General features: G+C 60.8%; 12 protein-coding genes and 2 pseudogenes. 6 read left to right on the top strand and 8 right to left on the bottom strand.

The window, feature by feature from the left end; translation table 11 throughout:
* Both AWB74_RS41580 and AWB74_RS41590 read left to right on the top strand, forming a co-directional pair.
* The coding region (locus AWB74_RS41580) for a nucleotide-binding domain containing protein (RefSeq protein WP_327363192.1) at window positions 1–434 on the top strand (434 nt) is incomplete at its 5' end.
* A gap of 1,186 nt (window positions 435–1,620) precedes the next feature.
* Entirely contained in the window at window positions 1,621–1,929 is a 309-nt protein-coding gene (locus AWB74_RS41590; protein WP_160110385.1) for an HU family DNA-binding protein, read from the top strand.
* Window positions 1,930–2,364: 435 nt separating this feature from the next.
* On the opposite strand, the gene AWB74_RS41600 is transcribed toward AWB74_RS41590, so the two are convergent.
* The 7 genes and pseudogenes from AWB74_RS41600 to AWB74_RS48315 form a co-directional block, all read right to left on the bottom strand.
* Window positions 2,365–3,492, bottom strand: coding sequence for a J domain-containing protein (locus tag AWB74_RS41600; RefSeq protein ID WP_061152363.1), 1,128 nt, complete (start codon window positions 3,490–3,492; stop codon window positions 2,365–2,367).
* Between the two features lie 265 nt (window positions 3,493–3,757).
* Window positions 3,758–5,137 carry a hypothetical protein gene (locus AWB74_RS41605; protein WP_087039515.1) on the bottom strand — a complete coding sequence of 460 codons (1,380 nt, stop codon included), beginning with the start codon at window positions 5,135–5,137 and terminating at the stop codon, window positions 3,758–3,760.
* 121 nt (window positions 5,138–5,258) lie between these two features.
* The gene (locus tag AWB74_RS41610) at window positions 5,259–5,675 is read right to left on the bottom strand and encodes a hypothetical protein (protein ID WP_061152364.1); all 417 of its coding nucleotides are present in this window, start codon (window positions 5,673–5,675) and stop codon (window positions 5,259–5,261) included.
* Between the two features lie 791 nt (window positions 5,676–6,466).
* Window positions 6,467–7,633, bottom strand: coding sequence for an IS91 family transposase (locus tag AWB74_RS41615; protein WP_061152365.1), 1,167 nt, complete (start codon window positions 7,631–7,633; stop codon window positions 6,467–6,469).
* A 20-nt stretch (window positions 7,634–7,653) separates the two neighbouring features.
* Window positions 7,654–8,529 (bottom strand): tyrosine-type recombinase/integrase, encoded by an 876-nt coding sequence (locus AWB74_RS41620; RefSeq protein ID WP_061152370.1) that lies wholly within the window; start codon window positions 8,527–8,529, stop codon window positions 7,654–7,656.
* Between the two features lie 752 nt (window positions 8,530–9,281).
* Window positions 9,282–9,599: a DUF4148 domain-containing protein gene (locus tag AWB74_RS41625; RefSeq protein WP_061152371.1), complete on the bottom strand. Its 318-nt coding sequence runs from the start codon at window positions 9,597–9,599 to the stop codon at window positions 9,282–9,284.
* Window positions 9,600–9,894: 295 nt separating this feature from the next.
* Window positions 9,895–10,011 (bottom strand): annotated as a pseudogene (locus AWB74_RS48315) (helix-turn-helix domain-containing protein); the annotation flags it as partial.
* Window position 10,012: 1 nt separating this feature from the next.
* Here AWB74_RS48315 and AWB74_RS41635 point away from each other — a divergent pair.
* Window positions 10,013–10,378 (top strand): annotated as a pseudogene (locus AWB74_RS41635) (sigma 54-interacting transcriptional regulator); the annotation flags it as partial.
* Here AWB74_RS41635 and cynR read toward each other — a convergent pair.
* Window positions 10,344–11,234 (bottom strand): transcriptional regulator CynR, encoded by an 891-nt coding sequence (gene cynR, locus AWB74_RS41640; RefSeq protein ID WP_061152367.1) that lies wholly within the window; start codon window positions 11,232–11,234, stop codon window positions 10,344–10,346. The pseudogene AWB74_RS41635 and the gene cynR sit on opposite strands and share 35 nt — an antisense overlap.
* 152 nt (window positions 11,235–11,386) lie before the next feature.
* On the opposite strand from cynR, the gene AWB74_RS41645 reads away from it, so the two are divergent.
* From AWB74_RS41645 to AWB74_RS41655, 3 genes are all read left to right on the top strand, one after another.
* On the top strand, window positions 11,387–12,046 hold the full coding sequence (locus AWB74_RS41645; protein ID WP_061152372.1) for a carbonic anhydrase: 660 nt from the start codon (window positions 11,387–11,389) through the stop codon (window positions 12,044–12,046).
* 61 nt (window positions 12,047–12,107) lie between these two features.
* Window positions 12,108–12,578, top strand: coding sequence for a cyanase (gene cynS, locus AWB74_RS41650; RefSeq protein WP_061152368.1), 471 nt, complete (start codon window positions 12,108–12,110; stop codon window positions 12,576–12,578).
* Window positions 12,579–12,722: 144 nt separating this feature from the next.
* Window positions 12,723–13,202 carry a nuclear transport factor 2 family protein gene (locus AWB74_RS41655; protein ID WP_028362915.1) on the top strand — a complete coding sequence of 160 codons (480 nt, stop codon included), beginning with the start codon at window positions 12,723–12,725 and terminating at the stop codon, window positions 13,200–13,202.
* Window positions 13,203–13,508: the final 306 nt, after the last annotated feature.

The following is a 13,508-nucleotide window of genomic DNA, read 5'->3' on the forward strand; positions in this document are numbered from 1 at the left end:
CGGCGCATTCGTATCGGCGCGTCGAACTCGATCCGTGCGCGATGCACGACGCCTCGTATCGCGACCAGTGTCGCGCGAAAATCGCCGACGGCCTGCGCGCCGGACGTCACGTGCTCGCCTACACGCATCGCGCCCCCGTCGACATGAAGGCAGACGCCTCGCCGCTCGCCGCACGCTGCGCGGAGCTGCTGTACGATGTCGTCGCCGAAGTCCGGCCGAAGCGCATCGGCATCGCGGGCGGCGATACCTCCAGCTTCGGTGTGCAGGCTCTGCGTCCGTGGGGCCTGTCTTATCTCGCGCCGCTCGACCAAGGGGTGACCGTCTGCCGTGTCCATTCCGACGAGGCCGCCACGCATGGCATCGAGATCATGCTCAAGGGCGGGCAGATGGGCGGTGCCGACTGCTTCGAACGGCTGGTGAACGGGCGACTGTAACGCGTTCACGGCTACCTCCTGCCGCCATTGGCAAGGACGCGTGCAAGAATCATCCGCGATGTTGAGTCAACTGTGGGGTATCCCTGGACAAAGCGCGTGGAAAGAGACGAGGGCTAATGCTATTCGTGGAAGCAGGTGCTGCTCGCCCTTTTAGGTCCTCACTTCGAACCGCGTGAACGGGACTTCCTCGGCCAAAGGCTTGGTACTCGCCCGCCGCCTTGACTTCCAGAGAGCCTGCGTAGGCTGATTGCAACGAAATCAGCGAAAGGCTCAACGTATGAAGGCAAGCGTTGCGAATCACAGTCGTCAAGTCCTCCCTCCCTCGCCCGAGGCGCGGAAGCGGACCTCCCGCGAAGCCGATCGTGAGCTTGCTCATATACAGGCAGTGGTGCGTACAGTGAGCGCATCAACGACAGCTTCGTTACCCATAAGCGCTTGGTACTGGAGGGCACGCCTCCGTGATCTGCGTATCGGCTACGCATTGCTCCCCGTACAGCTTGCTCTGCTATGTGCGCTCGAGTTTTGTGTCGACAATATCAAAAAAGAAACAAAGGAGATCGGACCGAACCACGCTCGCCGCGTGGCGTAGGTTCGCGGCGCTCATTGAGCTATTGAACAAAAAGCTATACGCAGTACTTAGAAGTAGAGCCGTCGGCCGACCGAATGGACTCGCGCTCCGGCGACGCGTGTCGCCAGTGGCAAGTCACCGCCATTAAACGCAATGGTGATAATACGACTTATCACCATTGAACAAACTCTAGACGGCCGCGATCGCGGCCGACTTGCGTCGTTCCGCGGGGCGTGCACCTCCGAATCGCGTTGTCCGGCACCGGATCGCGCGTTCCTTGGCCGTGCTGCGCCTGTTTCTAAGCGACACGGGGAGATCGAGTGCTAGACAGACGGATCGCGCCGGCGCGACAGGCGATTCCGCGCGTCGTCGGGCCGGTCGCCGAAGCAGTAGCCTTGCCACGGCAGTTCACTGAAATAGCGTGGCGTTGCGGCAAACCGCAAGCTCGGACCGCTACCTCCGCCAAGCGTAATCGCTCCGCGACGACGCCCTGTCTGCCCACGCGCAACATAGTCGTCACCTTCTAGCCGCTTCGCCTCGACCCGCCTCACGGCGCGCACGTATCAATCGTTACATCGTTACACGCGTCGACCTTGGTGCTCGCCGGCGTCCGGTAAGATGACAGTCGATTTCAAAGAGGAAAGCCGAATGAACAAGCAGGAACTGATCGACGCGGTCGCCGCACAGGCGGGAACCAGCAAAGCCGCTGTGGAAGAGGCGATCAACGCCGTTGTGAGCACAATCTCGCGCGAAGTGGCCGAGGGGAATCCGGTTCAGTTGATCGGGTTTGGGAATTTCTGCACCGGCGCGCGTGCGGCACGGACCGGCCGGAACCCCCGGACCGGCGAGACGGTTCAGATCGCCGCCGCGAAAACGGTGAAGTTCACGGCCGGCAAAGCGTTCAAGGACGCAGTCAACGGCGCGTAAGGCAAACGGGGCGAGGAGAGTTCGCTCCGTTTGTCAGAAAAGCTGGCTGTCCAACGGCAACAGATTCACGAGTTTTACCGCCGTGCGCCGCTCGGTTCCGTCCACGTGGACGGACCGGATCATGACGCGTTGCCCGCGAGCTTCGCCGAGCACCTCGACGATCCTCTCTCGGTAGCGAGCCAGTGTGCCGCGAGGCGGCTTGCGCTTGATAGGGCGATCAGCGGAGCGGGGCATAGGCGTATCGCAATAGGGCTTGACCGATTATCTAACGTTGCACGATTGACCGCGACCATTTTGTTCTTGTCTCTTCAGATTCGAGTCGACCCGCCGTACTGCTGCCCGGTCGTCCTCCGTCCACGGCCGCAGTGTGTTAGCGGTCAGCGTAAGCGCCCAATTCACCGCACAACGGGCAGACCATGCGGAACGCATGGGCGGTCAGAATGGCATCTCGTCGAAGTGGAGGGCTGCCTGCCGACGTTTCAGGTGCTTCAACCAGCCTTTGAATTGCTTGAGGTCTTCAAACACAAGCAGATCTGCTTCCAGATCACGCATGCTTTGCCGGAGCCCGGCGATGTCATTCGAGAGATCGCGTAAGACGGTCCCGGCAGATACTTCAACGAATGGAGGAATTCCGTAGGTATGCCTGAAGCCGGCCTCGACGTGCAGGATTTCCTGGTCCAGTTCGCCGAGCTGCTCCCTGAGAACCTTGTTGTAATGCTTTAGTCGATCTTCGCTGATGTCATTGATGGCGCGCTGGTCGATGTGCTCGAGTTCCAGTTGCAATTCCAGCAATTTTAGAAGATCGTTTTTGCCGTAAGCCTGGTTGGCCCGCTGCATCAGCCCGGTCTTGCGTTCGCGTTCCTGAGGATCCGCTTCGCGATCGGGATGTAACGCGCTGGCGAGTTTTCGATAAACTTCGCGGATCGACTGGCTCAACTCTGCCTGCTCTGCTTCCTGCTTGGCTTGCGCGGCGAGCTGTTTTGCCGACTTCTTCCGTTTGGCGCGTCGCGCTTCCGCAGCCTGATTTGCAGCTGCTTCGTGCGTGTGCTGCTCTTCCATTGTGGCATGCGCGCGCTGCAAGAGTTCGTCGGGCGAACTCATGTCGATGTCGTCGCCCAGTTCAACCCCGAGCATCGCCTCGAGCGCCAACTTCATATCCTCGAGTTCGGCCGCCGCTTCGCTATCGTAGTCGGATTGGCTATGTCTGTTGTAAATAACTTTCAACTGCGCATCTTCGCTTTCTTCGATCAGATCGCCAGCCAGGCCGGCGATCAGCTCTGAGATGGTGCGCCGCTCGGCCTTGGTCAGTCCTTTCTGTTCGAAGGCACGATCGAGCCGATAAACCATCTTGACGTGCAGGTCCGTCGATTCCCGCTCGAGAGGCAATAGCTCGTCGATGTATTTTTTCTGGAACGCCGGCATGACGGTCTCCCACGCCCGCAGACGGTTACGGCGCTTCTCGATCTGTCTGATGAGGGTGTTGAATGCCTTCTGTCCCCGGGACAGGCTAGCCTTGTTGTGGCCCGGCGCGATGCTGACGGCCTGACGGATCGCCTTGGTCATGAGAGAGCTTCCGGTTGTCGCGGGAGTCGAAACCAAGGCGATATTTTAGCCGGATGCCGGCTGCCCAAGAGAGTTGTGTGGTTCGAAGTTTGAAGGGCAGCAGATCGCGGATATCGGCATCAAGCTCGCGTCACGGAAGGCCGCATCGGATGGCGGCGCACTGCGTCAATGTCGATGCCGTTGAGCAGCCAATGCAACTGTTCGGTCGTCAGCTCGATCACCGCCTGTTACCGACGTGGCCAGACGATAGTTCTGGACGTCCCTGTTATAGCAGGACGGCTTGTTGCAATAGCTCCAACGCTTTCAGTTCGTCCAAGCGACCGGTGCGTGCCTTGCCGGCGAGCGTCTTCAAGAGCGCCTCTGCGATAGGTGCGATTCCATCAAGACCGGCTAAGCTGGTTCCCAAAGTGGCGGAGGGTGGCGTGGCTGTAGGCTTTGCCATCGAGAATGCGGGCAGGGACTCCGCCGGTGCGGCCATGGCTGCTGGCGTTCCTGGCTCGGCGCGTTCGACGAAACCGTCGTCGCGGGTGACGGATGAACTGATGACGTTTTCATTGTGAACGCGTGCTGCGCCGTCGTCCTCGCCCGCGGTATCGGCTGGCAATGCTTCACTGTTCGGGTCGCTCGCCGAGCTGGGCAGGGCGCGGTCGATCTCGCCGGTCGGAGCGGCGGTGGCTTGGGTGTCCTCATACGGTGCCGCGGCGGTCGGTGCGGGTGCTTGGCCCGGCGCGCGCACGCGTGATGCGGGCGCCAGCAGCAGCGCGACGGACTCGGGAACGTCGGCTTCAGAACGAGGTGTGTCTAGCCAGCCCGCAGGCAGACCAAGCCCCGCGGTGAAGCGCTCGGCTTCAGCATCATCCATGCGCTTCTTTCCGTGCAGTCGGTGCGCCATATTCGATCCGCTCAGACCCAAGACCGCGCCGAGCTTGACCTTTGAACCGTTGCGTGTGGTGAGAACGTGAAGGTTGGCCTGCCTGATGCTCTCTACTGTCGCACCGCCGTTTGCTTGGGCCTGCTTCCGCCCGGCCGCTTGATGCGATGGGCGCGGTTTGGGCGAATCTCCTGCTCCGGAAGCTTGACCGCTTGCCTGCTTTGCAAACTTTTGGACGCGGGTCTGGGGCGCGCCCGACGCTTCTTTCGAACTCTTAGACGGCATTGTCGTGTCCTCGGACAAACTGCTGGCAAGCAGCGAAGGCTTCTGCGCACTCGGAAGGACGGGTGCTTTCCCGACGTCACCTTCATCGCTGATCTCGTCCGTATGGACGAACTCGAGCGGCATCTTCAGGCGCGCAATCGTCTCCGACGAAAGAATTGGATGAGATTGGTCGAAGAAGCCCGACGGTAGCCCAAGCGTAGTTTCCATATGGAACGCGGTCTCGGGCGTGAATCTCTCTCCTCGCAGCAGTTCTGCGATCCGGGCCAAGCTGGACTCAAGTGCCAAAGCAATATTCTCCGCGCCGACTGCATCGACGAGGAATTTCAACGAACGAGTCTTGATAATGGACGCCTGCGCGGGCCCGTCGTCAAGCGCTCTTGAAGGAGGTTGGCCTCGTGCTGCGCGATTGGGGCTCGTCAGGTGATGAGGTTGGCGCCGACTGTTTGGCTTGCCCCGATATCCCGCATTTGGTCCGCGGGTTTGACTCATAGAGAACTCCGGTGCAATGCGTGAGATTCCGGCAACTATTATATCGGCCGTCGTCCACGTGAACGACTCTCGTGAATCGCGGGTAGGGGCGAGGTGATGGCGCGTTCGTTACTGGATGACCTTATCGCCGTCGGTGGCGCGACGCGGTGGACCTGAGCGGCGAGGCGCGCCCGCTGGCGGCAAACCGCTTGAGCCTGTCTCGTGCATCAGCATGAACGTACTTTGGCGCGCTTGCTAGTTGGCGGTCGGCCTGTTGCAGCACCGCTTGAAACAACGGTAGCTCGGCCGCCTCAAGTTCCCACAGTCGCTCGACTTCGGCGCGTTGCAAACCGCGCTCGAGAGCCGCTTCAGCGCGTGCATAGATGATTAAATCCGTGTCCCCATAGCCCGCATCTTGCACAAAGAAGGTGACGTAGAGGAGCTGGACGACCTCATTGAAGAGATACGCTGATCCAGCGCCGGATTGACACGCCGCGAACGTCAAGTGGTTCGATAATGCGACGGTCCGTGCCGCTGACGAAGGGAGGGGCAGCAACATCTCTTTGCTGAGAGGTTTTCGAAACAGCGACCGGGCAGTTCGGGAGGAGGGGCGGCGGGATGACATCGGCGAAGACGGAACGAAAGTGTACTCAACGGGTGCCGCGAAATAATATCAGGCCACTGGACGTGTTACTGTGGCGCGCGCCGCGTTGCCCCGCGGACTGAACGCCTATTCGGGCGTCGGCGAACTTGAGCGCATTGAAATACGTCGCTTTCGGCAGTCGATGGATCGACGCAGAGTTCGTTGGAACGTCGTCAGGCTGAGTGGACGACCGCTGTGAACGGGACCGGCGAAGCAAAGCAGGGCGGCACTGCTCCCTGTTCGGCCTTAGGAGACGTTCGATGAGGCCGCGTTGAACGTCCGCAGTATGGCGGGTCGCCGACCTGAGCGGCGTCGCGCAGCCGGACGGCTGCTCCCGGCATCCGCCAACTCACAGTTTCGTTTAGGTTTGTTCGACGCCTGCCCTCGACCAAAGGCGTACGAGCCAACGACCACGCCTGTGGGCAGGCGTTGAATAAACCTCGAGGAAGGAAACCGCGGGGTGGTCCGAGGCGGCCGAGCTTTTCGCTATGGTGATTGATCAGTCTGCCCGGCCTGTGTTGCAGGTCGACGTCGAGCGATGCGAACGCTGGAAGTGAGGTCGAGGCAAGACTGGAGGCAATGCAGCATTTGCTTGCGAGGTCGAAATCCGGCTGTACAAGCGCATATGAGGTCGAAGGCACAATCGTCCACTCTTCGGCCGCGTTGACGCAAAGCCGACGGTTGAATGGCAGATCGAAGCGACGTGCTCATCGCTGTACTGCCTTTGGCGGTGCACGAATCGGTACGGTGCGCGTCAGGGTATCGATGATCAGCATCGGCGCGCCGCAGTGCCGACAGATGAAAGTCGGTTGTTCAACCACGACCGCTTCGTGCGGCGATGAGCCGAGTTTGGGCGAAATGCCGAGCAGCGTGCGAATCTTCGCCAGGTTGGCGCGGCGCACTGGATTGGCGAGTAACCCGTAGTGGCGGATTCGATGGAAGCCGGCGGGCAACACATGGAGCAGGAAGCGGCGCATGAACTCGCCGGTGTTGAGCGTCATGGCCTTGTAGCGGGTGCGGCCTGTCTTGCGGTAGTCCTTCCAGCGGAAGGTTACGCCTCGCTCATCAAAGGCAAGCAGGCGCTGGTTGGAGATGGCGACGCGATGTGTATAGCGTGACAGGTACGCGAGCACCGCTGCAGGGCCCGCAAACGGACGCTTGGCGTACACGAACCATTCGGAGGCGCGCAGCGGCGCGAGCCACTGTGCGAAAGCCGCTCGGTCGGCGAGGTGCGCGTACTCACCAAAGAACTGGAGCCGTCCACGGAGATGAGCATCGGCGAGCGCTTCGAGGAAGCGCCTGCGAAACAGACGCGATAGCACACGCACGGGCAAGAAGAAGCCCGGCCGACAGGCGATCCAGCGTTCACCATTGGCTGACAGGCCGCCGCCAGGGACAATTCCGTGCACATGCGGATGATGCGTGAGCGCGGAGCCCCATGTGTGCAGCACGAGCGTGGTGCCAATGTCGGCGCCTAGGTGTTTGGGGTCCGCCGCGATGGTGCGTAGCGTCTCGGCCGCGATGTCGAACAGCAGCCCGTAAATGACGCGCTTGTTATACCAGGCGATCGCACTGATCGGTGCGGGAAGCGTGAAGACGACGTGATAGTACTCGACCGGCAGCAGATCAGCCTCACGCGCTTCGAGCCAGCGGCGTGCGGCACTGGCCTGACACTTCGGGCAATGGCGATTCCGACACGAGTTATAGGCGATCTCGGTTCGTGCACAGCCCGAACAGCGCAACACATGTCCACCCAGCGCCGCGCTGCGGCACTGTTCGATGGCCGACATCACCTTCAGCTGCCCGAGGCTCAGTGCTACCGTGCCTCGCCACGTGGCCCCGCAGGCGCGGAAGATGTCCGCGACCTCCAACATCGGGTCTGACCGCGCGTGTGTTACTCGGTACGCAGGCGCTCCAGCGGGCTGACAACTTCGTGCAGTAAATCGGTGGCGACCTGTGCGTAAAGCGCTGTCGTTTCAAGCTTCTTATGGCCAAGCAGCACTTGAATCACACGGATATCTACCTTCTGTTCGAGCAGGTGCGTGGCGAAACTGTGGCGCAGCGTATGCATCGATACGCGCTTGTCGATTTGTGCGGCTTCGGCCGCAGCGCGAATTGCGCGATTCAGTTGCCGTGGAGTCAGCGGGTCAACAGGATCCAGTCCCGGAAATAACCAGCCGCCATCGGGCATCTTGCCCTGCGAGCGGGCCACGCGCCACCAGACCCGCAAGCGCTCGAGCAACACCGGTGAGAGCATCGCGTAGCGATCCTTACGGCCCTTGCCCTGTTCGACGCGCAGCGTCATGCGCTGGCTATCGATATCGCCCACCTTGAGTGCGACCACTTCGCCGGCACGCAACCCAGTGCCGTAAGCCAGCGACAACGCCGTCTGATGCTTTAAATTACCTGTTGCCGCAATCAGTCGCCGGACCTCGTCGGGGCTGAGGATAACCGGCAGTACGCGCGGCACGCGTACCGGCTGCATTCGAGCCATCAGTTCTGGTTTCTGAAGCGTGATCTCGAAGAAAAACTTCAACCCGGTGATCGCTGCATTAAGGGAAACGGGAGAGGTTCCGCGATCGACCAGATATAACTGGTAGTTTCGCAGGTCTTCGACAGTCGCCGTGTCGGGCGAGCGCTTAAGGTATCGAGCAAATTCACGCACAATGCGCAGATAGCCGGCTTGAGTCGCGGGAGAAAGCTGGCGCATGCGCATGTCGTCTGTCATACGCTGACGCAGCGGGTTGACGCCCGGTTGAGTGGAGGTCATGATGCGGCTCCGTTGAGGAACGAGGCGGATTGCCCCGATCATCAACATACGGAATCGCGCCGCTCCCCTCTCAAGGCCCGCCAAGTCGGGCCGTAGCCCCCTACCGCGCGAGCGGTTTCGTTCATCGACCCAATTGAGACGTTCGCAACGACTATGATGCGGTGACCGGTCTGAGGCGATCACCGGTCATTCGGATTCCAGACGACGCGACAAATTGCTGGACCGATATAAACGTTATCAGGATTGAGCCCCATAAATCGCCATGATTTGTTTGCGGCTGCTGCTGAGTCGATTTAAATGAGTCCGTGTTGAGTCCGAGTAGCGACGGAAAAAGCCGGGCACGATGCGAATGGCTAGACAGCGGATGGTGATATAGCTTCATGAGGACGGGTAGGAGGGCTGCGTCTGGACGATTCAAGAATTCTGGGCGCAATCTACTGATGCTGAACACGCGCACAACACGTCGCGCTGGCAATTCAGTCTTGGCGTTTCGAGAACAGTAGCGCGAACTTTCGCTCCACCTCATCGGTTAGCGCACACCAGTCGTAGCTGGACTCCACTCGACAGTGGATGCAATTCTCGCCGCGGTTCGATGGGCGGCGCGATTGCCCGGATTCGATTCGTTCGCCAGGCAAACTAGCGAGCGAATCGTTACGACTGAAATGTGGCGAGAATGAAGCACGCGGACGCGCCAGGACCTGCGCGACGCCTCAAATCGCGTGGTGTCTAGTATCCGTAGTGCCGTTGGACCATTATTGGCCGAAATAGATTGGCTCCATGCCGTCGTTGTCGAGGTGACGGGCAGTCTTGGGAACACCCGCTGACGACGCGCCTGCCGCGGCGACACCGCCATAGCTCGCATCTCCGCGTTGCGCTGCCAGGCGTGCTTCGGCCGCCTGTATCTCGGCGGGGTAGTTGGCGGCTTCTCCACGAGACTGGTCGTAGCCCGCAGCGCGCAGTTGCGCGAGTTCCGCGTGAACCTGGGCGCGAGTCAATCCTTCAGTGCCTGCGAAAACGGGGCTGGTGACAGATGTAGCGATAACGAGTGCGGCAAGGAAGCGGGATTTCATGATTCTCTCCAAAGAAACAGTGACGATGGAGCAAGAATGCATCGATTCGACTATAGGGTCTAAGACCGATATCCTATATTCTCTATAGGCTGAACTAATAGTAGTGGTGATGGTTGAAACGCGCGCTTTCTGACGAGACTGCAGGCTTCCCGGAATGCGCCGTTGCTAGCTTCCCTCGCGCGATTGCCGCATCTAGGCCCGGGTGCTCGAGTTGCTTAGTTCGACCCCGGCTGTCTTCAACGCCGCGTCAATCTTATTCAGTTCCTGGCCGAAGTCGCGCCCACTCCTCACCGTCTCACCGTACGGTCATGCTCTTCAGCTGACGCAGCTTGTGACATAGCGTCTTTTTCGACATGCCGAGCGCATCGCTCGCCTCGGCGACGTTACCGTTGTGACGCCGCAGCATGTCTTGGGAACGCACGCTGGAACGGCTCGGCGCGAACGAGTCGATTCCCGTCGATTGCCGCGTGATCGCGGCATCGAAGGCCGATCTCGTGGCGCTGGCCGCCGAAGGCGGTTTTCGCGCGGATCTGCTGTATCGGCTGTACGTTACGCAGGTCGGGCTGCCGCCGTTGCGCGAGCGCCGCGAAGACGTGCCGCTGCTGCTCGAGCACTTCGTGTGGCGGCGGCACGTCGCTTCGCAACACCCCACGCCGGTGGTGTCGGCATCGCAGGTGTCGGAGTTAACGGAGCGCGCGTTGCGTGTTGATCTGTTCGCTTTGCGCGTCACGTACGCGATCTCCATCAGCGTCGGAAGTTCTTCGTCAATTCCGTCAACACCTGGACGAAGGCCTTGCTCGCCGCCGTCCGATACGCGTCCTTGCGTTGCAGCAGCACAGCCGTGCGCGCCTGCAGCGGCGGGTCGAGCAGCACGGGGTGCAGCTCGGTATGCTCGCGCGCGATGCCATCGGGCAGTACGGTTCCGAGCTGCCCACGCCGCACGATCTCGACGATCGCACTGATGGAACTGACCTCGATGGCAACCTGCGGGCGGATCTGGTTCTGCGCGCAGTATTCGTCGATGTAACGCCGCGTCGCGAACGCCTTGTTCAGCAGCACCAGCCGTTCGTTGGCGAAGTCCTGCGCGGACAGCGGCTTGCGGCGCCTCGCGCGCGCATGGCCGCCGCCGACGACGAGGCTCAGCGTCTCGCGAAACAACGGCTGGCTTTCGATTTCCGCAGTGTGGACGGGCTCGAACGCGATGCCGGCGTCGAGCCTGTCATCGGCGAGCTGCGCTTCGATCTGATCCTGCGTGATTTCCTGAATGTCGATCGCGATGCCGGGATGCAGGCCATAAAAACGATCGATCACGGGCCCCACGAGATACGCCGTGAAGGTCGGCGTCACGGCAAGGCGCAAATTGCCGCTGCTCAGTTCACCCACGTCATGTATCGCCCGCACGCCCGTATCCAGATCCTGTAGCGCGAGCTTCGCATAGCGCATCCACGCCGCGCCGGCATCCGTGAGTTGCACGTTCCGCCCCGAACGGTCTAGGAGCTGAGCGCGCAGCGTGTCTTCCAGTTGCCGTATCTGCTGTGACAGCGTGGGCTGTGAAACGTGCAGCGCCTCGGCGGCGCGTGTGAAATTGCGGTGTTCCGCGACGGCCAGGAAGTAACGGATATGACGCAACAGCATGGCGAATCTCCTCGTCCTCGATAACTATTGGTGTTGCCTATGGTGAGCATCATAAACCCGTCTTGGACACTATAACGGAACGGGTCCATTCTCTGTCGAACGCACCGCACTGACCGACACCGCAACGAACGCCAGATTGAATGGAGCTGACCATGCAAGAGATCATCGACGGTTTTCTGAAGTTTCAGCGGGACATCATGCCCGCGCGCAAGGAGTTGTTCCGCAAGCTGGCCACCAGTCAGACGCCGCGCACACTGTTCATTTCCTGTTCCGATAGTCGCATGGTTCCCGAACTGGTCACGCAGCGCGAACCGGGCGATCTGTTCGTGATCCGCAATGCCGGCAACATCGTGCCTTCGTTCGGTCCTGAGCCCGGCGGTGTGTCGGCAACGGTCGAATATGCGGTGGCCGCGCTCGGCGTGACGGATGTGGTGATATGCGGCCACTCGGACTGCGGCGCGATGACGGCCGTCGCGACGTGCAAGTGCCTCGACCATATGCCCGCTGTCGCGAACTGGCTGCGCTACGCCGACTCGGCGAGGCTCGTCAACGAGGCGCGTGAACATGCGGGCGAGCGCGAGCGCGTCGACTCGATGGTGCGCGAGAACGTCATCGCCCAGCTCGACAACCTCAAGACCCACCCCTCCGTTGCACTGGGACTCGCGCAAGGCCGCCTCAATTTGCACGGATGGGTCTACGACATCGAATCCGGCTCGATCGACGCGCTCGACGCCGCGACTCGCCAGTTCGTGCCGCTCGCTGTGCATCCCGATGTCACCGCGACGCCCGCCGAGTGCGTGGCTGCGCTCTGATTCCCGGCTCGTCACACCGACTGCCGATCTCACCAGGTTGATTTACCCAAGGAGCAACATCATGACCCAATCGCAAGTCACGCCGAACACACGCGAAGCATTGACGGAAACGATCGTCGACGCGAAGGTGCGCAAGAACCTCACGTTCGAAGCCATCAACGAAGGCACGGGCTTGAGCCTCGCGTACACGACAGCCGCACTGCTCGGTCAGCATGCGCTGCCGGAAAACGCGGCGAAGCTGGTCGCCGAACGCCTCGGGCTCGACGCAGACGCCGTGCGCCTGCTGCAAACCATTCCCGTGCGCGGCAGCATTCCGGGTGGCGTGCCGACCGATCCCACCGTCTACCGCTTCTACGAAATGGTGCAGGTGTACGGCTCGACGTTGAAGGCGCTGGTTCACGAGAAATTCGGCGACGGCATCATCAGCGCGATCAACTTCAAGCTCGATATTCAGAAGGTCCCGGACCCCGAAGGCGGCGAGCGGGCCGTCATCACACTTGACGGCAAATACCTGCCGACAAAACCGTTCTGAATGATGCATAGAAGAAAATTCATACTCAGCACCGGTGCCGCGCTTGCTTCGGGCGGCGGCCTTGCCCTCTCGGGTTGCACGATGACGGGGCCGCGCTCCACGTCGAGCACCAACAACGCGCTGTCCCCCACAAGGAGATCCGAAATGACTTCACCCGCAGCAGTTCGTCCGCCGCTCCCGCCCTTCACGCTGGAGACGGCCATCGAGAAAGTTCGTCTCGCAGAAGACGGCTGGAATTCGCGCGATGCCGCCAAGGTCGCGCTCGCCTATTCGCTCGACACGAAATGGCGCAATCGCGCAGAGTTCGCGAACAATCGAGCGGAAGCGCAGGCGTTCCTCGAGCGCAAGTGGAAGAAGGAGCACGAGTATCGTCTGATCAAGGAACTGTGGGCGTTCGGCGGCAATCGCATTGCCGTGCGCTACGCCTACGAATGGCACGACGACTCGGGCAACTGGTTCCGCTCCTACGGCAATGAGAACTGGGAGTTCGGCGAGGATGGCCTTATGCAACGCCGCTATGCGTGCATCAACGATATGCCGATCAAGGAATCCGAGCGCAAGTATCACTGGCCGTTGGGCCGTCGGCCGGACGATCATCCGGGACTGAGCGAGTTGGGGCTTTGAAGCCCGGATCGTTACAGCCGCGGTGAGCGATCAGCGCCCGACAATTCGGTAGCGAAGAACGACGGATTGTTGGGCGTGCGCCGGCGCGCCGTCGGGATGTAGCGACTTAAATGTCGTTGAATTATTCGCGACTTTTCGTTTGCTCCTCTTGGGTGAAAGTATGATCTGTGTCCGGTGTCAGGTCTGAGCTGCAAAGCAGTCTTTCAAATCGCCAGTGTGCGGAATCGACGGGGACTGTCCAAATTTTTGTGTGCAAGGCGGATGAAGCTTCCAGTCAGGACACTCATCGTGATCCTAGAAGCTGGG

The sequence above is a fragment of the Caballeronia arvi genome, from assembly GCF_001544695.2.
Taxonomy (GTDB): Bacteria; Pseudomonadota; Gammaproteobacteria; order Burkholderiales; family Burkholderiaceae; genus Caballeronia; species Caballeronia arvi.